The following is a 20,861-nucleotide window of genomic DNA, read 5'->3' as shown; positions in this document are numbered from 1 at the left end:
TTTTACTACCTTAACAACAGTGTTTTTTGTAAAAAAAAGACACTAGAAACGATTTGTTCCACAAACATATGGCTATGCTTAAATGGCGACAAACTATTCCTAGGGTCTTAACTATTTATGAAATACACTTTAGGCTAAATATTGATTAACAAGCTCTTCTACTGCTTCAGATGAATTACATTCCTTGATCACGCGATCAGCTAATTCTTGCATCTTTTTACTATCTAAGCGTGAAATTAACTGACGTGTTCTTAAGATTGACGAAGCAGACATTGAAAACTCATCTAATCCCATACCTAGTAGAATAGGTACCGCCATTTGGTCACCAGCCATTTCACCGCACATACCAACCCATTTACCTTCTTGGTGAGCTGCATCAATTACAAATTTGACTAATCTCAAAATAGAAGGATTATAGGGTTGATAAAGATAAGAAACTCGCTCATTCATTCGATCAGCAGCCATTGAATATTGGATTAAATCATTTGTACCAATTGAGAAGAAGTCTACTTCCTTTGCAAATTGGTCCGCTAAAACAGCAGCAGCTGGAATTTCAATCATTATTCCAACTTCGATAGAATCTGAATATTCAACCTGCGCTTGTTGAAGTTCTTTTTTAACCTCTTCTAATAAAGATTTAGCCTGGCGAAACTCTGAAATTGTAGCAATCATAGGAAACATGATTTTCAAATCACCATGAACCGATGCTCTCAGTAATGCTTTCAATTGTGTTTTGAACATCTCTGGCTTATCTATAGAAATACGAATAGCACGGTAACCTAAAAACGGGTTCATTTCTTGTGGCAACTTCATATATGGCAAATGCTTATCGCCACCTATATCCATGGTTCGAACGACCACCCCTTTACCATCAACAGCTTCAAGCACTTGACGATAAGCGCGATATTGGTCATCTTCACTAGGAAAATCAGAAGCATTCATGTAAAGGAATTCTGTTCGATACAAGCCTACTCCATCTGCTCCATTATCAATAGCTCCCTCAACATCCTTAGGGGTTCCAATATTGGCAGCAATTTCTACTGTTTTACCATCACTAGTTATGGATGGCGATGCTACCAATTTTTTTAATTCTTCTTGGTCTTGTTTAAATTGGTCGCCTTTATGCTGATACTCTTTTAGTTCTTCCTCGTTTGCTTGCAGGATAATTTGACCTTCTAAGGCATCTACGATTAAGTTTTCTCCCTGTTTAACCGCTTGAGAAACACCTTCAATCCCAACAACGGCAGGTATCTCTAACGACCTTGCCATGATAGCAGAGTGAGATGTTCTTCCGCCAATCTCTGTGACGAAGGCTTTCACATATTTTTTATTCAATTGCGCAGTGTCGCTTGGCGTTAAGTCTCTAGCCACCACAATTACTTCATGGTCAATAGTAGCTGGAGTCGGTAATTCCACTCCTAATAAAGCAGCTAAAAGTCGTTGTTTCACGTCACGGATATCTGCTGCACGTTCTTGCATGTAAGGATTGTCTTCCATCGCTTCAAATGTAGCAATAAACATATCTGCAACTTGTTCAAGACTAGCCTCTGCATTCATCTTATCTTCTTCAATCAAAGTTTTTACTTGGGCTAGGAATTCTGGATCTGATAAAACTAAAAGATGTGCATCAAAAACTTTTGCCTCTTCTTCACCTAATTGGTCAGCAGCTAATTGGCGAATATTTTCAAGTTCCGCTTTTGCTTGGTCAACAGCGACAGACAAACGCATAAGTTCCTGTTCACTATCTTCAATTGACTTTTTGTCAAAACTTAAGTCGGGATCCACTAATAAATAAACAGGTGCAATTGCAATCCCATCACTAGCCGCAATACCGGTTAGTTTATTAGTCATTATTCAGATAAGCCCTCTTTCTTCATGGTCTCTGTTACCGTTTCAATAGCTTCTTTTTCGTCAGAACCTTCAGCTGTAATTGTAACGTCAGCTCCTTGTCCTACGCCAAGAGACATCACTCCCATAATTGATTTCAAATTTACTGATTTACCTTTATATTCTAAGTTAATATCTGATGAAAACTTACTAGCTGCTTGCACTAATAAAGTTGCAGGTCTTGCGTGAATCCCAGTCTCAGCAACTACGTGAAATTCTTTCTTTTCCATATGTTCATCTCCTTAAAGACATTATTTCTAATATTAAGCTATGCGCTGAATAGCTATTCATTCTAGGCAAATAAAAACCCAGGCAAACGCTATCATTATTATACACAAAACCAAAATTAAAAGCTAAGATTATTTACTTATTAAATACCAGTAACCCTTAATAAGAGATTTACATCAACTGTTTAAGTTTAACATCAGGGTGTTTGTCTTTAAACCAATTTTCAGCAAACTGATTTTCAAAAAGGAAAACAGCTTGGCCGAAACGATCTTTTGCCAGAAGGTTTCGTGAGGAAGACATCTTAGGATCTAAGTCCTCATCATCAATCCAACGTGCAATTTTTGACCCCATTGGTGTCATTTCAACTTCTGCATTATATTCGTTTAATAAACGATATTGAAAAACTTCAAACTGCAGTTGTCCGACCGCTCCTAGTATATACTCTTCTGTATGATAGGTCTTATATAATTGAATGGCTCCTTCTTGCACAAGTTGTTCAATTCCTTTATGGAAAGATTTTTGCTTCATTACATTCTTTGGCGCTACTTTCATAAAAATCTCCGGCGTAAATTGTGGTAGATCTTCAAATTGGACGGCTTGGTTACCTGCATAGATGGTATCACCTATTTGAAAATTCCCCGTATCATATAAGCCAATAATATCGCCTGCAAAAGCATCTTGGACTTCTGCTCGACTGTCGGCCATGAACTGGGTAGTATGTGCCATTCGAATGGTTTTGCCGGTTCGGTTTAAAGTAACTGTCATTCCCTTTTCAAAACGGCCAGAAACAATCCTTACAAAGGCAATGCGGTCACGGTGTGCTGGGTTCATATTAGCTTGGATTTTAAAAACAAAGCCTGTAAAACGCTCATCTGTTGGCTGGATATATTCTTCGTCAACTGTTAAAGCCGGCGCCGGCTGATGAGACAAATCGACAAAGGCATCCAAGAAAGTTTGTACGCCAAAACCCGTTAAAGCGGACCCAAAAAAGACGGGCGTTAATTTTCCTCGTGAAATAGCCTGGCGATCAAAACTATTACCCGCTTCATGTAAAAGTTGTGCATCATCAATTGCTTGACTATAAATAGATGATGATTTAAAATCGTGGTCTCCTTGGGCATGTCCTTCTTCATCCAGTGCTATAAAATAATCTTCATCGTCTGATTGACGAATTTCCACGCGCTGATTGTATAAATCATATAGACCTAGTAATGTTTTACCCATACCCATTGGCCAATTCATTGGATAGGCATTAATTCCTAAGACTTCTTCTAATTCCGCTACTAAATCCATTGGCTCGCGTCCATCGCGGTCTAGTTTATTCATAAATGTAAAGATAGGAATTCCACGCTTTGAGACGACCTCAAATAATTTCTTAGTTTGAGGCTCAATTCCCTTACCAGAATCGACCACCATAACAGCAGCATCGACTGCCATTAAAGTACGGTAGGTATCTTCCGAAAAATCTTCGTGACCTGGAGTATCAAGAATATTAACTTGATAGCCATCATAATCCACTTGCATGACAGAAGACGTGACTGATATACCTCTTTGCTTTTCAATTTCCATCCAATCTGATTTAGCGAATTTATTTGATTTTTTTCCCTTAGCTTTTACCGTTCCCGCTTCACGTATAGCTCCAGAAAATAATAAAAGTTGCTCGGTGATAGTTGTTTTTCCAGCATCGGGATGGGAAATGATTGCAAAAGTTCGACGACGCTCCACTTCTTTTGTTATATTTTTAACCATTATTTCTCCTCATTTCTGTTGATAACTTAAAGACAAGAAAAGCTGGGTTTACCCCCAGCCCTTTTTTATCATTTAGTTAACCATGAGCTTTCTTAAAATCAACCAATTTTTTGTCATTTGTCTTTTCTGCCGTTTCTTCATTATTTATAACATCTTGAATTAAACGTTGTAATTCCTCTTTTTCTTTATCTGATAATTGTTTTTCTGCCGAAAGATTCTTTCGATGACTGTTTGGTTGTAAGTCATCTTGCTCATAATCTTCAATCTGATTCCTAAAACGATCCACTTGCTTGCTAGGAAAAACCTCATCAAAATTAGTTGATGAAACAAATTTTTCATAGTCTGAAATCATATCTAGCATTTGTGATTGCATCATTTTTAATTGATCTTTTAAATCTGTTCCTGTATTGGCTAGTTCCTTACTATAATATGCAAAGTTTTCTTTGTATTGGGCCACTTGCTCATTAGTACGATTTATTAGCTTTTCTGCTTCTGCTTCTGAATCGGCAATAATTTCATTTCCTGTCTTTCGTGCGTCCACTAAACCATCTTTTAGAGCGGCTTCAATCGACTGGAAATAAACCACTTTCTCTTCTAGAGCTTGTACTTTCTGGTTTAAATTAGCAACGTCTCTTTCTAAAGATTTAATTTTTTCATCTTTATATTCAACTAATTGGTTAACTTGTTTGCGATTATAGCCAAATAGATTAACAGACACTTCGCTGATACGGTCCATTTAGTCACCTCATAACTTTCTTTTCCATCAACTAATTTTAACAAAAAATACTTGTTTTGAATAGGTCCTATTGCGATATCCCTTATTTAATGTCAAAAGTAAGTAAAGATGGTTTACACAATAACCTAGAGTTAATGAAAAATAGACCAAGGAAAGGTATAAAATATAAACCACCTAAAGAAGAACTTTTTAGTTTCTTACTATCGGTGTTGCATTTGATTGGACAATTCGTCAACAAAAAAAGACCTGTCATTTCTCATCTATAAGAAATGACTAGGTCTATTACCTAAAAACGATTAATCTACCATCTCTGCTTCTAAGTATTTATGAATTAAGTCATATGTGGCAATTACTGAGGTGATGTGTGTTCTTTCAAAGGCATGACTAGCATCAATTCCAGCACCAAACAATCCGTGACGTACATCTGCTCCGGCACGCATAGCTGCAGAAGCATCTGAACCATAGTATGGATAGATATCTACTTTATAAGGAATCTTATTTTCATCACATAATCCAACTAATTGATTACGTAAGCCAACATGATAAGGGCCAGAAGCATCTTTAGCACAGATAGACACTGTATACTCATCTGAAGTTTGATCATCTCCTAATGCTCCCATATCGACAGCAATATATTCTTCAACTTCTGGAGCAATGTTAGAGTTTCCACCGTAGCCAATTTCTTCGTTATTAGAAATATAGAAATGAGTAGTATGTGCTAATTTAAGTTCTCCAGCTTTAATTGCTTCAATAGCTTCTAATAAAAGGGAAACACTCACTTTATCATCTAAGTGGCGTGATTTTAAATAACCGGAGTCAGTAATTTCTGCACGTGGATGGAAAGAAATAAAATCTCCTACTTCGATACCTAATTCTGCTACATCTTCTGGGTTAAAAACAGGGTGGTCTAAACGAACTTCCATATTGTCTTGATTACGTTCTAATGACCCTGCGTTACGGTAAACGTGAACAGAAGTCTGATGCATTAAAATCGTTCCATCAAAAGTTCTACCTGTTTTTGCAGAATGGATTTTGCAATATACTCCTTCTAGCGAATTGTAAACAAACCCACCGATTAGATCTAATTTCAAACGACCATCAGCTTTTACCGCACGAACCATCGCTCCTAAAGTATCCACGTGAGCTGTAATAAAACGCTGACGTTCTTTATTTTTTCCTTCTAAAGTTACTAGTAAACCTCCTTTTGGTGTCTTAGTATACTCCACTTTATCCTGGTCAAATTTTTTCATTAAATGCGACACAATTTCACCAGTATAACCAGTTGGTGAAGGAATCTCGGTTAATTCTTTCACACGTTCTAAACGTGCACGATCTGATTCTGATAATTGATAGTTCAATTCTACCATTCTGTTCTCTCCTTTATATTGATCCATCTTAAAAGATAAATCATTGTAATCACTTGATTCTACTATACAACAATTAGCCTTAAATTCAAAAGCAAATTATGAAAAAATAACAATCCTTTAGATTTTTATACTTGGACCAGAGTTTGAAAATTGAAATTCTAAAACAAGTGGGTGTCTATAGCTAGAGGCTTTTCTTATCATTAAGGTAAATAGGTTAAAAAAACTCGGGCAATTGTAAAATAAATGAAGACTGAAGTTAAGTCACTTAAAGTTGAGATAAATGGACCACTAGCCACAGCGGGGTCAAAGCCTATCTTCATCATGAGTTTAGGAATCAAAGCACCGGCAATATTAGCCACCACGATTGCACAAGCCATAGCAATCCCTATGATCATACCCAAAAAGAGGTTTCCTTTCCAAAAGCCTGCCACTAGGGCTATGGTTAACCCAACTACCAATCCTGTGACTACTCCTGTTAGTAATTCAAAACTAAAAGAATCAAAAAATTTATCATCTTCTGATTTATTAGTAAGCTTGCGAACAGCAACCGCTAAAGATTGAGTTCCAGCGTTACCTGCTGTACCGGTTATTAATGTAACAAAGCTAGATAAAACAGGTACTGAGGATATCAAACCTTCAAACTGAGAAATTAGAGTGGCTGTCCCCATCCCCATAAATAGCAGTGTAACTAACCAAGGCAAGCGACTTTTAGAAGCCTTAAATGGAGTAGTATGAATTTCATTAACATCAACCGCAGCCAAACCTGAGTAGTCACTGTCTGCTTCTTCTTGAATAACGTCTAAAACATCATCTACCGTTATAATACCAAGTAATTCACGATCAAAGCCTACAACTGGTAGGGCCAATAAATCGTAATCTTGTACCATTTTTGCTACCTCTACTTGATCATCATTTACTTCAACTGTTATTAAACGAGGATTAAGGATTTCTGAGATTAAGGTTTGATCATCATGAACAATGAGATCTCTTAAAGATAAAACACCCTTTAGTCGTCTATCTTCATCAATCACATACACATAATAGATAGTTTCTGCTTGAGCGGCTGCCGTTTTTAAGTGTTCATAGGCTTGTTTAACTGTATATTCTTCCTTGACAGTTACAAACTCAGTCGTCATGATGGATCCTGCTGTTTCGTCAATATAGTTTATCAAACGAGATATTTCACGGGCAGACCTATTAGGCATTAAATGCATGTACGTATTTACTTTTTCTTTATTATCAATATTATTTAAAATATCCACCGCATTATCCGCGTACATTTCACCTAAAACAATAGCTGCATAGGCATTTTCCATCTCTAGGAAATACTCTTCACTCAAGTGAAGAATATCTGATTCAAAGGCATCAAAAACATCAGCGAGTTCACTGGGAGCAAGATATTGATAGACTGTTTTTCGCTCAGAACTGACAAACTCAGTAAAAATTTTGGCTTGATCATAATTATGTAACGCTAAAAACTCAGTACGAAAGCGTGTCATACGGTTGTTTTGCAGCATAGCTTTGAAACTAGCGACGCTTTCTTCAAAACTTCTTTCAAATACTTCCATTGCTATTCCTCTCTTAGTTAACTTGCTGGGCTTGAATCCAATCTTGCATATCTTCTGGTAGATTCATCTCAAAATGTAAGGGCTGTTGAGTCATGGGGTGGTTAAACTCCAATTGGCCACAGTGAAGCGCTTGACGTCTGATCGTTTCGGTCAAAGGACCTCCATATAAATCATCGCCAATTAAAGGACCTCCCATATGCATTAAGTGTACCCGAATTTGATGTGTTCGTCCTGTATGAAGCCTTATTCTTAAGTGCGCTCCATTAGGATAAGTTTGCTGACACCAATATTCGGTCTTGGCATATTTTCCACTTTCATGAACACGCCGGGTTATAATTGAAGACTCCGTACGTGCAATAGGTGCTTCAATTATACCATGGTCTGACCATTGGCTGCGACTGCTTAGAGCATGGTAATATTTAACCACTTGACCTGCTCTTACTTGACGATCCATCAATGCATGAGCTAATCGATGCTTAGCAATTAACATTAAGCCTGATGTATCACGATCTAACCTTGTTACTATATGGATTACTTGATCCGAGTAGCCTTGCTTTTGGTAGTAACCTCTCACTCGATTAGCAATTGAACTCGAAGGATTTGCTAAAGAAGGAATTGAAACTACTCCCACTTGTTTATTTAAAATAAGTAGATCATCATCTTCATAGACGATTTCAATTGGGTCATCTGAAGGTGGAACTGTTTCATGCCCTCGCTCGATGGGAGCTAATAAATGAAGACAGTCTCCTTTACGGATTTTAAAACGAACAGGTACTTTTAAATGGTTCAATAACAGTTGACCTTCAAGCTTAACCTTTCTTAAAAAGGCCTTTGGTAACTGTTGTTGTCTTAAAAATTCTTTAATCGTTATTTCTTCCGATTGATCATAAAACCACTTCAACTCCATTATAAACCTCACCTTTTATTGATTAAACTTATTTTCTCACTTGATTAGCGATAAAAGAGGATTCTACACGATTCCAATAATGCATATGCTTAAAGCTAGCGAAATGAATTCTCTCCTTAGCCAATTGCAAGCGCACCGTATCAATTGTCTGGTCCGCCCAAAATAGATGGTCAGTCGTGATATCCATCCATTCATTGGATGGATCTGGTTTTAAAGTGAGCCATTCATCAGCCGGTAAAATAATAGGCGAGGCCAAGGATCGATAAACACGATTATTAACCGAAGCCATCTCTGTCATCTGTATTGCTTCAATTCGTGGATGCATTACCGCTCCACCTAAAGATTTGTTTAACCCCGTAGACCCGGTTGGTGTCGCAATACACAATCCATCCCCACGAAATGTTTCAAAGAATTGGTCTTTTATTTCCACATCACACACCATTGTTTTACGATGCGAACGAATACTGCATTCATTGAGGGCTAGAACATGTCTCTTTTTTCCATTACCGAGAGTAATAGCTACCGATAGTAAGGGATATGAAATGGATTCAGCGTCATTTTCAACAATACTCTGTAAAACTTGATCCATCTGTTCGCCTAACCAGTCCGTATAAAACCCTAAATGTCCCGTATGAATCCCTATAAATTGAGTATGATTGATAAATGCCTGGTACTGGTGAAAGGCTGATAAAAGTGTGCCATCTCCACCAATTGATATTACATAGTCAGGAGTTTCCCCGTTAGAGAGCTCTTTTAATTGATAGTGATGGAGTTTAGTTTTAAGTCGTTGAGCATAGGCAACTGATAAAGCTTTTTTATTATATACTAATCCAATCTTTTTCATAGTTTCTCCTTACTCTACTCTTGCTCTTAACGCGAGTCAAACAGTTTGGTTGCTTCATGAATCTCTTCACGAATCTGACTCATTTCTTCATCAAGTAGAAAGGCAGCCTCAGAAGCTCGTTGAAGTCTTTCTAATATTTCAACAGGATACTTGCCATCATACTTATAATTTAACGAATGTTCGATGGTTGCCCAAAAATTCATCGCTAAAGTTCTAATTTGTACTTCCACAATAACCGAAATGTTTCCTTCAATTCTTTCCACCGGATACTCTAAGATCATATGATAAGAACGATACCCACTCGGCTTATGATTTTTAATATAGTCCCTAATCATAATGACTTTAAAATCAGACCGTCTTAATAGTAAATCTGCTACTTCATAGATATCCTCAACAAACTGGCACATCACTCGAACCCCAGCTATGTCCTGAACACCACAAAGGAAATCTTTGGCTTTGATTTGTCTAACAGCCATTTTTTCCATAATACTTTCAGGTGATTTTACTCGTCCGGTAACGAATTCGATCGGTGCGTGTCTATCCAAATCAATATATTCTTGGCGAATACTTTTTAATTTTAGCTTCAATTCTTCAACAGCCTGACCATAAGGGGCTAAGAACAATGCCCAATTGTCGACAAAAGGTTCTTCATATACATATTTATTTTCCATGATTTCCCCCTTTCTAGCCCTCTACAAGTTTTCAAAATATTCAACCCATATCAGTCTAATTGATTAATATCATCCAGAAAATATTTTACCATAAGTCAAAGGGTTTTCGTATATAACTGTTCATTAGTTGAAATATCTATCATTTTACGGCATACTATTTATTTGTGAGGTTTTTCACTCTAGGCGTATTATTATAGATTACACTATGTTTATGATAAGCTTATACTAAGAAAAAGTAATACGAAGGAGGAATAGTGTGGAAAATTATATGATTGATTATCACTTTAATGGTCAGGCAAAGTATTTTGACTTTTATTTGTTTGTCAATCCTTTAGGGCGAAAATGCTACTATTCCGAGCAAGAGATTAATAAGGCTAGTAAATTAATTTCTTCAAAGATTGACATTAATATTCTTTGTATACATAATGAAGAGATTTTAAATGACTTTATGCAGCGTTTAGGCATTATTCAACCTAGTTTAGCAGTCCGTAATGACCTCTACTGTAAACTTTATAAAGCTGCTTTAGCCGTAAAAGCTGCACACTTTCAAGGCAAACGTAAAGGCAGATGCTTTTTAAAAGATTTACAACAAAAAATTTATCACGATCTATCTCTTTTGAACGAAAACTTAATTATGGACCTTGCTGCAAGCAATGGTTTAGATTCAGATTTGTTCTATGAGGATTTCTATTCCGATTTCACACGAGAATTATATTTTAATGACCTTAAAATTGCTAAAGCCATGGGTGTTCATTCAACCCCTAGTCTTGTGATATTTGATTCTACCCGTGAAGATGAAGGGATTTTGCTCGAGGATAATGTTACTTATGAATCCGTTATTGATCATCTAGATTTATTACATTCACAACATTTAGATCACTCTGTTAAATGTTCTACCCATTTTAATTTATTGAAATAAGAGGTCGAGAGGCTTTCGTTTCAGAGATTGACCGCTTATTTCTTTCAATAGTTTTTTGAATGACTTTTATTATAATACTTACCTATCAACAATTATTTCCCTCATAAAATTTTCCTCTCAAGTCTCACAGAGTAGACCTTTTGGGAGGCTATTTTTCATAAAAATTCACCCTTTTATAAGAATAAAACAGACGAATCAAGCGATTCGTCTGTTTTACTTACCTTAAAAGTGATTCCATAACGTTCATTTGTTCGGTAAATTATAATCTACAAATGTCTTAAGGGTATCTATTCCTAAAATTTCTTACTTAAACCTTTTTTACCCAAAAGATAAATCATCAAACCAATAATCAAAACTGTCAGAGCTAATAATGAATAAGTAGTTTCTTCACCGGTTATAGGTAAAGTATCCTTAGTGTTTTCTTGATTTTTAGGGTTATCCGGGTTTTTCGGTTTTTCTGGTTTTTCTGGGTCTTTAGGATTTTCTGATTCCTGAGGTTTTTCAGGATCTTTAGGGTTTTCTGGTTCCTGAGGTTTTTCAGGATCTTTAGGGTTTTCTGGTTCCTGAGGTTTTTCAGGATCTTTAGGGTTTTCTGAAATTTCAGTATAAATATTTTTGAAAACAGCTATTGCATCATTTTGATAGGTGACACTTAACCTTAATAAACCTGTCCCATCATCGGTTACGGTAACTATTACTTCATGCACTGAATCATCGTAGGTAATTCCTGCTTGATTGTCTGACACTTCACGTAAGGTATACGTATACTCGCCTACCGTATCAAATGATAATTCACTAAAGACTACTTTCCCATTGCTATCATTCGTACCTGTTGCTACGACTGCATTGTTGGTATCCACAACTTCAAAGTTAAATTGACCCGCTACTAAGTCTAATCCTTCTAATTTTTTCTCTGCGACTAATGAAAGTACACCCTTTGCTGCTGTGTAACTATTTTTAAAGACAGGAACTGTTTGGTTTGGATAGGCTACATCCATCTGTAACTGACCTTTTTCATCATCGGTTACTGTAACTACTACTTCATGCACTGAATCATCGTAGGTAATTCCTGCTTGATTGTCTGACACTTCACGTAAGGTATACGTATACTCGCCTACCGTATCAAATGATAATTCACTAAAGACTACTTTCCCATTGCTATCATTCGTACCTGTTGCTACGACTGCATTGTTGGTATCCACAACTTCAAAGTTAAATTGACCCGCTACTAAGTCTAATCCTTCTAATTTTTTCTCTGCGACTAATGAAAGTACACCCTTTGCTGCTGTGTAACTATTTTTAAAGACAGGGATAGCTTGATCAGGATAAACTGTTTCATGAACAAGTCGTCCTGCTCCATTATCAGTTACTATAATTGTAACATCATATGTTGAATCATCATAAGTGATACCTGCTTGATCATCCTGGGTTTCACGAATAGTGTAATTATATTCTCCAACATTTTCGTAAGATATATCAGTAAATGCTACTTTCCCATCTATATCATTCGATGCTGTCGAAATAATTTCACCATCAGAATTTAGGACTTCAAAATTGAATTGACCAGCTATTAAATCAAGACCTGTTAATTCTTTTTTAGCAATTAATGAAGCTTTTCCTGGTTGAGTAGTATATACATTGGTAAAGACAGGAACCTTATTGTTAGGATATTCTACAACCAATTGTAATTGACCCTTCTCGTCATCGGTTACCTTAACGATCACATCATAGGTTGTTTGATCATACGCAATACCTAGCTGGTTATCTTTCTTTTCACCAATTTTATACTTATATACTCCAATTTTATCAAAGGTTAATTCACTGAAAACAACTTTTCCATTGCTATCATTCGTACCTGTTGCAACAACTTCTTCATTTTCATTAAATACTTGGAAATTAAACTGGTCTTTTTCTAGAGAAAGACCCTCTAATTTTTTTTCAGCCAATAATGATAGTTTTCCAACTTTAGGCATATAAGAGTTTTTAAAGGTAGGTAGATCATCTGTTTCGTATTGGATATTAGTTGCTAAGTGCCCTTGTTCATCGTAGGTGACTGATATTAATACATTATATTGATTTGTATCATAAGTTACCCCTGCCTGTTGATCTATTTTTTCACGTATCATATATTGGTAATCACCTACTGTGTCAAAAGTAAGCGCTTCAAACACTATATTACCATTAACATCGTTCTTAGCTCGAGAAATAATCTCTCCATCCTCATTTAGTAATTCAAAATGAAACTGTCCGTCAGCTAAATTTAGACCTCTTAAAATCTTCTTTGCTTTTAATGGAGTCTTAACCTCTTTGGGTTCATTGATGATTGTTATTACATTACCATTGGTTGATACATTAGGTATCTCGGCAACTTCTCCATTTGAATTAAGTAATTGTAATTCGTAAGACTGTGGATTATCAACCGAATAGTTAATTGTAAAATAAATTGATGATGCAAGTGTTTTAAAACCTTCAGGAGTTGATGTCTCAGTGAGAATATATTTTCCAGCTCTCAATTTATCTGAAATATAAATACCTTCCTCGCTTGTAAATACTTCCGATACTACCGTATCGACATTTCCATGAATGTCTATGTTTTCAATCTTAAATCCAACATCTCGTATAGCTTTTCCACTTTTAGCCTTTTTGAGAATTTTAAAATCAAGTTTTCTCCCTGTTCCGCCTCCACCAAATTGATACTGTTGAGCAGTTGTTTCAGTAACTGTTTCTTTAATAATTTTTCTCTCTTCTCCGCCCTTTAATGTAATGGTATTAGTAACCTGATAAGTACCAATTAAATTATCATTTAATCGTGTGGAGTAAGAAATTGTAATAGCTTGCGTTATTGTATCGTTTAAAGTCAACTTGAAACTTCTGTCATCTTCAGCGAAAGAAATTGAATAGTCTTCATTAATATTCAAAAGATTATTTGCGCTATCTCTAACTTTAAATGAATCAGTTAGATAACTATGTTTATCCGAAAGTTGATCTTCTATTATTGGATTCTTGATTGTCAGACCTTCCTCATTCACAGTAACTGTCCAATCAATGTTTTCGGTTAATTGGTTCTGTGTCCCTGTTTTAGCAACCAATCCACTGTTGTTATTTGCAAAATAATCCAAGTAGGCTGTATCTGATACACTAGCGACAACATCTTCTTTTTCGTATATCATTGATAAAGTAGTTGAATTAGTATATCTGTCCAAAACACTTTCATGGAATGATGGGAATTGCAAAATTTCCGTGTCATATTGTACTTTGTATTGATAAGATCCGTTTGGTAGTTGAATGACGAAACTATTGGAATCAGTGTTAATTGTCACATTAAGATTGTCGGTAATAAGGGTGCCACTTTGATCATAAACTTTAATGCTATCTTGAATTAAAGCTTGATCGCCTGGTATTGTGTCTGTTAAAACAGGATCTACTAAGTTAATGAGATTTGATGTGTTCGCATTCGCAGTTATTTCCCATGAGATAACAGGATTATCTGGAGTCTTGTCTAGGCTCACTGCTTCTTTGTTAACCGATAAAGCAGGGCTCGGAACTTTTATAAAGGCTAGCTCACTCCCGTTTGTATAAGTTAATAACGCTTTGTTTTGAATAAGATTTACTTCTTCTCCTGACGAAAGACTAGTTGTATATGTGAGCGTATACGGAACTGCATCAATGTCTCCTAATATAAGTTCAAATGATCCTTGACTTTCTTCAATGACCTGGTATTGGCTAGGATCAACTTCCTCTCCGTCTCTATATAGAAGAATATTAGACATGTCTGCTGTTGACGGAGAATATTGATCAGTGATTACTACATTAGCTAAAACGGCTTTTTTTGTATTGAAATTAATAATCCAATTAATGTGTTTATTACCTTCAGCATCAATCACAATGTTAGCTTTCTTATTAATACCTGCTTGACGTTTATAAACATTAGCTGTTGCTTCTTCCTTACCACCTTGCCAATCTAAAGTAACTTTATTTATTTGGTCGAGGTTATTGGCGTCATCTACGGTTGTAAGATATTTAATAGTATAAGTAGCATTGGTATCAGTACCAAATTGATAGGTAAATCCTTGACTTGGATTCATTATTAATGCAGTAGGATCAAAAGCCAAAGCACCTTCATTTGTAGAAGTTAATTCAAAAGAATCATTTACATACTTATAATTGCCACTACTAAAACTATCTTCAATTATTGGTTTAGTAAGATTAATATTACTTTCATTAAAAGTAATCTTCCATTCAATAAATTGCTCAGTTTTATCTTCGCTAGTTACATAAGAACCAACTTTTTTTATTCCTGCTTTAGGACCTGCTAAGTTAACATCAAAAGAAATTCCTGGTCCACTTTCCTCACCGAATAAGTAAACGAGTTCAGCATTATTAGCTATATTAGGTTCTTGCAGTCCTGCTGTCGTGTAATATGTTCGATAAACAAATATATACTTATGAGGTCCTGCATTCTGGACAGTCAGAGCAAATCCTTCTCGATTATCGCTATGTGTATAATTACGAATGTAGTAATTACTATTATCAATTAACTTTTCTGTTGTTATCTCATCTTGGTATAATTCATATGAAGATAAATCTGCAACATTAAAGTCTAATAAACTTTGATCAAACACATCTCGAATTGTCATGCTACCCATATTGATTCTTTGCGAATTAAGGGTAATTTTCCATTCAATATATGGCTTACCTTCATCATCTACCAATTGCTCCCCAGCTTTACCAAAAGTTGGAATAGTATTTATAACAACCGAGTCGGTTGCACTATTTTGTGGATCTAGATTATCAGAGATAATATTAGTGACTGTCCCCTGAACACCCAATTCTACTTCTGTCGAAAAAGTAATATAATAGGCTTGTCCTTGAGCATTAAGTTCTAAAGGAAAGCTTCCACTAACTGGTGTGAAATCTTCTGGGTTTAAAACATTGCCGTTACTATCAGGAACAACCTTACGCACTTTAATCGTATCTTTTAAAAGTTTAATTTTTTCTGTAATATTCTTCGTTTGAGAGTCCACTCCACTTATTAAATCTTCTAAAATTACTGTCCCAAGATCTTCCTGGCCATAATTATAAGTAACTTCCCAATCAATTATCGAGGGATCTTGCTCTGAGATTGAACCTTGTTTAGTAATAGTCGGTAGATCTTCATACCACGTTCCCTCAAAACTATCAGAAACAGGAGTTTCTGAACCATCTAGGAAAATTAATCCAGTATTACTGATAGTTTTAGCTCCTCCCCCATTCGGTCGATTAATTAATGTCGTATAGCTAATATCATAGGCATCTTCAATTGACCCTAAGTCAATTTCAAAGCGCGAATCACTTATTAACGGTGCAACCACTACTTCTTCTTGGCCTATCACTTGGTTTTCGTAATTACGAATGAGCTTTTCAACTAAGATACTTTCTGGTAAAAGCTCTAAATCATCACCAAAATAATCGGTATATGTAGCCTCTGAAACGGTGGCCATACTATCATTTAATCGAACGGTCCAATCTATATGTGTAGGGTTTGTCACTGGTTGTCCAGTTACATCTTTATATACTTTTTCTCCGTTTTCATCAATAATATAGGGTTGTCCTGCTATTTTTTATCTTCCCCGTCATAAGGTATTTCCTCAGCAATGATAGTTGTTGTAAAAAACCCTCCTTCACCGTATGGAATGACAACCTCAATAACTTCTTCTTCAATCAATTGTGTTGTATCGAACTGTCCAGAAATCTTTATGTTTATATTTAAATCATCAAATTCCTTAGCCTTATCATTAAAAAGAATGGCAACTTCCCCATTAGTTACAGTATAAGTACCCACTTCTGTACCTTCCACCAGAAGTGAAACAGCTGCGGAACTTCCTTCAAAAATTTCTGGCAAAACAATAGTATAAGTGTCCCCAGCATTTATTACCGTATTAGGAGGACTAACTAGAGTATAATCAAGTATTAAAGCATTTAATTCTGATGGAGTAAAAGTTATCGATTCCCCATCAGGTAAAATGAATGTGTTATTGTCTGTTGTGGTGACAGTCATAACAACATTTTTCACCCAGTTGCCTTGAAGGACACTAAAAGTAGCGTTTTCAGGAACCATTTCATTCTCTACAGCCGCTTCATCTATTGGAGGATCAATATTGTTGATGCCTTCTGACGCTTTATCCATTGAGATTTCTGTTTTCTTTTGAGGAAGATGTTCTGCATCATCTTCTGAGTTGTTTGAATTATCCACTTGTGTCTCTTCGTTTAGATTATCATCTCCTATCTCTTCCAGAAGGGATTCATCCTTTAAAATGTTATTATCCACATCTTTTTGTTCGCCAGCTTTATTCTTAGTCCTAGTTTCGAGCACTTGGCCATCGACAATTTTTTCATTCTTTACCATGGTAGTAGAATCTGTATCAAACACCTGCGAAACTGCGTACATCGTTTGTGGTGAGAAAACGATATTCAACACAAGCATCATTGTCAACACTAAATTAACCATTATTTTTTTATTCATTACAATTCGCCTCCTTATTAACTTTTGCTCAAGCTCACTTTATCCTTGCTGATAATTTCTTCATATAACTCCTTTCTAATTCATAAAATCTCTCACATTAGTGTCTTTATACCCATAATATTAAGTCAAGCCCATAATCCTGTGTGAATTACACTGCAATGTTTTAACAGTCTCTTGTTGATCAAATTTAATACGCTTTCTTATCGAACTGAGCCATTGTCATATATATCCTTTGACTCTGACACCTTTTGAATCACCTGTAACCATCAGCTTGAATAAATTGTTTTTGTCAATTATTCATTACTTTTTTTAAACATGGTTATTAAATGTTTTAGAGACATTCCCCTTTATCGATTATTTAATAATGCTTTAAACTCTTCATTATTCAATGTAAGATGTTCTTAGCCTCTATAAAAATCTACTAGGTATGTTTTATAGCAAAAACATCGCGCCGTAAAAGGGGCTTTATATGGACTTTCATAATCTACACAATTACATGGACTTTATCCCATATTACCACAATATTGTGAATTGTAGTAGTGTTATGGTTAAATTTCAGATTGAAAATTTCCTACTAATTAACTTTTAACTAATTGAACGTAAAAGAAAAATAACTTTTCTATTAGTATCAAGAAACTATTCTTTTTAAATTTAATTATGTTTCAAAATGTTTACTTCCATATAAAACAAAAAACCAAAATCAAGATTCCCTTGACTTTGGCTTCAACATATTATGATTCTATAAATTATAGGGATCATTCACAAAAACACAGACATTTAATGTATTAAAAGCATGTTCTACTATATAGAAAGAAGTCTGTACATGACTAATAAGATAGAACAGTCCTCAATACTAAAGACCCAAACATTAATTTCTCTCATAATTGAGTCGCACAAGTCAAAAATAATCACTATATTTCTTGCGCCTTAAGTTCTCCTGTTCACCCTTTTCATCCTTGCTCCTACTATCATAAGGAAAAGACTGTCATTAAAAGGCTAACTATTTACCTATTATTAGCTCCTTATAAGGCTTAGGAAAGGTCTGTTTTTGTCTGAACAAACAAGCTTTGATCACCACACTTTCCTGCTCAGAATAAGCCCTTGTAGATACATTGTTTCATCTCTAGTGCTACCAAACAAAAATAGCGTGTTTAACAATTCACACGCCCTCAAAAAAGATGATTGCTTATCAAACATATCTATCTATAAGTGCATCATGTCATAATTGCCTTCGCTTCCGTTTCTCATAAACGGCCACCTACCCTCCCTTAAAAGATTTGTTTGATAAGTTTAAGTCAATTCCAACAGTGAAGGGGGCTGTAAGCTTTGCTAGTGCAATGTCATTCCCCATCAAATCATAGATGTTGTAGAAGATGTCACTTAAAATATCTAAAAAAGTACTTTTACCGTTATAGTCATCATGAATAAAATAAGGTAAAAACTATTTTCATTGACTGATACACAGTCTACATTGCCTTAACTTGCCAATTGAGCCCTAATACTTTGATTATTTTTGAACGGTTTCATATCGTTGTTCAATCCCTTAATCCTGAATTAAATCGGTTGCACATTCATTGGATAAATCAAGTACATCATAGAGACAGGCGCTCTACAATAAATCAAAAGATATTGGGGGACTGTTTTTGAACAATACCGACAATAGGGACAATGACCTATAAAATCAGAAGCAAGTGTTTAAAAGCACCTATCAAATGATACAAAAGCTACACTATCCCTTAGAAAAATTTAGTCACAAAGCATTTAAGGTCTTACTCCGTGACAATTCAACCTCCCGGCTATCATCTAGGTTAAGAAGAACCTTCGGAATCCCAACAACTTTCTTGAGATTACCTTCAACCATCCTGAACTAACTAAGGGGTGATCAATAAATTTAAAGTGCTTAAGCGCAATGTCCATGACTCCCGAAACTATTGTCATTTTAAAGATAAAATCTTTTAACGCGAGACAATTTGTATCCGAAGAAAAAGAAAAAGAGACCAAACAGATATTAACTGCTTAGTCTCCTTAATTTATCATCAGCCCTATTTGATATAGAGTCTATTTTTTAAACTAATGCTTTTTTGGCTTCCTCAACCAAAGCAGTAAATGCTGCTGCATCATTGATAGCAATATCTGCTAACATTTTACGGTTAATTTCGATTCCGGCTTTTTTCAAACCATTCATTAATACAGAGTAACTCATATCATTTTGACGAGCTGCTGCATTAATACGTGTAATCCACAAACGACGGAAATTACGTTTGGTTTGACGACGGTCACGAAAAGCATACATGTATGACTTCATAACTTGCTGCTTAGCTGTCTTAAATAATTTTGACTTTGCTCCGTAATAACCTTTAGCTAATTTTAATGTACGTTTACGACGTTGACGTGTAACATATCCACCTTTTACGCGTGCCATGATTTTCTTCCTCCTTTATTCCTATAAAGCTGAAATTTGTTGCTTAATACGTTTCATATCTGAAGCAGAAACTAAAGCTGATTTACGTAGTTGACGACGTTGCTTTTTAGTTTTACCGTGGAAACGGTGGGAAGTAAATGCACGTGAACGTTTCAATTTACCTGTACCTGTTTTCTTAACGCGTTTTGCTAAACCGCGGTGAGTTTTTTGTTTTGGCATAATAATCCTCCTATATTCCTACTTATTAATCGTATTATGATTCTGACGAGGGTGCGAGTATGGTAAACATACTACGGCCTTCCATTTTAGGTTTTGACTCAACGGTCGAAACTTCTTTTGTATCTTCAATAAAGTCTTCCAAAACATCTAAACCTAAATCCTTATGGGTAATTGACCGTCCTCTAAACCGGATACTTGCTTTCACTTTATCGCCTTTTTCCAAGAACTTGATTGCTTGACGTAATTTCGTCTGGTAATCATGGTCATCAATTGAAGGACTGAGACGTACTTCTTTAACACTGACTACTTTTGTATTCTTACGTTGTTCTTTTTCTTTTTTCTGTAACTCGTAGCGATATTTACCGTAATCCATAATCCGTGCAACTGGCGGATTAGCTTGCGGTGAAACGAGCACGAGGTCCAAATCAAAAGATTCAGCAATCGTTAAAGCGTCTTGTAGCGATTTAACTCCAATTTGTTCTCCATTATCACCGATGACGCGCAATTCCTTAGCGCGAATTTGCCCATTAATCAATGCTTCTTTAGCGATATGAGTCCACCTCCATAATTTTTATGAGTGACAAATAAAAACAAAAAACAGCCCGTTTGTATACGTGCCGTCTCTATCAATTTACAAAAACAGAATTTTCTGCTCCATAAATGATTTGCCCTACATCTTCTAATGTCCGGCGAGAAACGGTTTGTTTCTACTTGTTTTCTCAACTTATACAGTGTATCACACTTCATTTGATAAATCAAGTTAAAATTCTTAGAGCATTCTAGAGTGTCTAGAGTTGTCAAACATATGTTACACAAGGTGCTTCTAAATGGGCATGCTTATG

The 20,861-nt window shown here is 35.6% G+C and carries 15 protein-coding genes; 1 reads left to right on the top strand and 14 read right to left on the bottom strand.

Annotated elements, in window-relative coordinates:
- Nucleotides 1-129 precede the first annotated feature (129 nt).
- From ptsP to ACQV2T_RS07510, 9 genes are all read right to left on the bottom strand, one after another.
- Entirely contained in the window at nt 130-1,851 is a 1,722-nt protein-coding gene (gene ptsP / locus ACQV2T_RS07550; RefSeq protein WP_428885364.1) for a phosphoenolpyruvate--protein phosphotransferase, read from the bottom strand.
- Nucleotides 1,851-2,117, bottom strand: coding sequence for a phosphocarrier protein HPr (locus tag ACQV2T_RS07545; RefSeq protein ID WP_428874483.1), 267 nt, complete (start codon nt 2,115-2,117; stop codon nt 1,851-1,853). Before ACQV2T_RS07545 ends, ptsP begins: the two co-directional genes overlap by 1 nt.
- A gap of 169 nt (nt 2,118-2,286) precedes the next feature.
- Nucleotides 2,287-3,864, bottom strand: a complete 1,578-nt coding sequence (locus ACQV2T_RS07540; RefSeq protein ID WP_428874837.1) for a peptide chain release factor 3 — start codon at nt 3,862-3,864, stop codon at nt 2,287-2,289.
- A 76-nt stretch (nt 3,865-3,940) separates the two neighbouring features.
- Nucleotides 3,941-4,600: a DivIVA domain-containing protein gene (locus ACQV2T_RS07535; RefSeq protein ID WP_428893467.1), complete on the bottom strand. Its 660-nt coding sequence runs from the start codon at nt 4,598-4,600 to the stop codon at nt 3,941-3,943.
- Between the two features lie 296 nt (nt 4,601-4,896).
- Nucleotides 4,897-5,967 (bottom strand): M42 family metallopeptidase, encoded by a 1,071-nt coding sequence (locus ACQV2T_RS07530; RefSeq protein WP_428874461.1) that lies wholly within the window; start codon nt 5,965-5,967, stop codon nt 4,897-4,899.
- Between the two features lie 200 nt (nt 5,968-6,167).
- Nucleotides 6,168-7,535: a magnesium transporter gene (gene mgtE, locus ACQV2T_RS07525; protein WP_428874462.1), complete on the bottom strand. Its 1,368-nt coding sequence runs from the start codon at nt 7,533-7,535 to the stop codon at nt 6,168-6,170.
- A 13-nt stretch (nt 7,536-7,548) separates the two neighbouring features.
- A complete protein-coding gene (locus ACQV2T_RS07520) occupies nt 7,549-8,442 on the bottom strand; it encodes an RluA family pseudouridine synthase (protein WP_428874463.1) in 894 nt (297 codons plus the stop codon).
- Nucleotides 8,443-8,470: 28 nt separating this feature from the next.
- Entirely contained in the window at nt 8,471-9,286 is an 816-nt protein-coding gene (locus ACQV2T_RS07515) for an NAD kinase (RefSeq protein ID WP_428874464.1), read from the bottom strand.
- 26 nt (nt 9,287-9,312) lie between these two features.
- Nucleotides 9,313-9,957, bottom strand: coding sequence for a GTP pyrophosphokinase (locus tag ACQV2T_RS07510; RefSeq protein WP_428874465.1), 645 nt, complete (start codon nt 9,955-9,957; stop codon nt 9,313-9,315).
- A 256-nt stretch (nt 9,958-10,213) separates the two neighbouring features.
- Between ACQV2T_RS07510 and ACQV2T_RS07505 the strand changes: the two genes are divergently transcribed.
- Complete coding sequence (locus tag ACQV2T_RS07505) at nt 10,214-10,876, top strand: DsbA family protein (RefSeq protein WP_428874466.1); 663 nt, start codon at nt 10,214-10,216, stop codon at nt 10,874-10,876.
- Nucleotides 10,877-11,169: 293 nt separating this feature from the next.
- Here the strand turns inward: ACQV2T_RS07505 and ACQV2T_RS07500 are convergent, their stop codons facing one another.
- From ACQV2T_RS07500 to infC, 5 genes are all read right to left on the bottom strand, one after another.
- Complete coding sequence (locus ACQV2T_RS07500; RefSeq protein WP_428893466.1) at nt 11,170-16,404, bottom strand: Spy0128 family protein; 5,235 nt, start codon at nt 16,402-16,404, stop codon at nt 11,170-11,172.
- A gap of 65 nt (nt 16,405-16,469) precedes the next feature.
- Nucleotides 16,470-17,378, bottom strand: coding sequence for an Ig-like domain-containing protein (locus tag ACQV2T_RS07495; protein WP_428893465.1), 909 nt, complete (start codon nt 17,376-17,378; stop codon nt 16,470-16,472).
- Between the two features lie 2,065 nt (nt 17,379-19,443).
- Nucleotides 19,444-19,800: a 50S ribosomal protein L20 gene (gene rplT, locus ACQV2T_RS07490; RefSeq protein WP_428874468.1), complete on the bottom strand. Its 357-nt coding sequence runs from the start codon at nt 19,798-19,800 to the stop codon at nt 19,444-19,446.
- A 21-nt stretch (nt 19,801-19,821) separates the two neighbouring features.
- Complete coding sequence (gene rpmI / locus ACQV2T_RS07485) at nt 19,822-20,019, bottom strand: 50S ribosomal protein L35 (RefSeq protein ID WP_258436501.1); 198 nt, start codon at nt 20,017-20,019, stop codon at nt 19,822-19,824.
- Between the two features lie 34 nt (nt 20,020-20,053).
- A complete protein-coding gene (gene infC / locus ACQV2T_RS07480; RefSeq protein ID WP_258436502.1) occupies nt 20,054-20,554 on the bottom strand; it encodes a translation initiation factor IF-3 in 501 nt (166 codons plus the stop codon).
- Nucleotides 20,555-20,861 lie beyond the last annotated feature (307 nt).

Source organism: Facklamia sp. P13069 (assembly GCF_050409405.1).
In the GTDB taxonomy this organism is placed as follows: domain Bacteria; phylum Bacillota; class Bacilli; order Lactobacillales; family Aerococcaceae; genus Facklamia.
Note: the sequence above shows the minus strand (reverse complement) of the source record. Positions and strands in the feature narration are given on the sequence as shown.

Excerpts from the sequence above, each read along its gene's own strand:
- ptsP (WP_428885364.1), bottom strand. The coding sequence starts at position 1,851 with ATGACTAATAAACTAACCGGTATTGCGGCTAGTGATGGGATTGCAATT.
- ACQV2T_RS07545 (WP_428874483.1), bottom strand. The coding sequence starts at position 2,117 with ATGGAAAAGAAAGAATTTCACGTAGTTGCTGAGACTGGGATTCACGCA.
- ACQV2T_RS07540 (WP_428874837.1), bottom strand. The coding sequence starts at position 3,864 with ATGGTTAAAAATATAACAAAAGAAGTGGAGCGTCGTCGAACTTTTGCA.
- ACQV2T_RS07535 (WP_428893467.1), bottom strand. The coding sequence starts at position 4,600 with ATGGACCGTATCAGCGAAGTGTCTGTTAATCTATTTGGCTATAATCGC.
- ACQV2T_RS07530 (WP_428874461.1), bottom strand. The coding sequence starts at position 5,967 with ATGGTAGAATTGAACTATCAATTATCAGAATCAGATCGTGCACGTTTA.
- mgtE (WP_428874462.1), bottom strand. The coding sequence starts at position 7,535 with ATGGAAGTATTTGAAAGAAGTTTTGAAGAAAGCGTCGCTAGTTTCAAA.
- ACQV2T_RS07520 (WP_428874463.1), bottom strand. The coding sequence starts at position 8,442 with ATGGAGTTGAAGTGGTTTTATGATCAATCGGAAGAAATAACGATTAAA.
- ACQV2T_RS07515 (WP_428874464.1), bottom strand. The coding sequence starts at position 9,286 with ATGAAAAAGATTGGATTAGTATATAATAAAAAAGCTTTATCAGTTGCC.
- ACQV2T_RS07510 (WP_428874465.1), bottom strand. The coding sequence starts at position 9,957 with ATGGAAAATAAATATGTATATGAAGAACCTTTTGTCGACAATTGGGCA.
- ACQV2T_RS07495 (WP_428893465.1), bottom strand. The coding sequence starts at position 17,378 with ATGAATAAAAAAATAATGGTTAATTTAGTGTTGACAATGATGCTTGTG.
- rplT (WP_428874468.1), bottom strand. The coding sequence starts at position 19,800 with ATGGCACGCGTAAAAGGTGGATATGTTACACGTCAACGTCGTAAACGT.
- rpmI (WP_258436501.1), bottom strand. The coding sequence starts at position 20,019 with ATGCCAAAACAAAAAACTCACCGCGGTTTAGCAAAACGCGTTAAGAAA.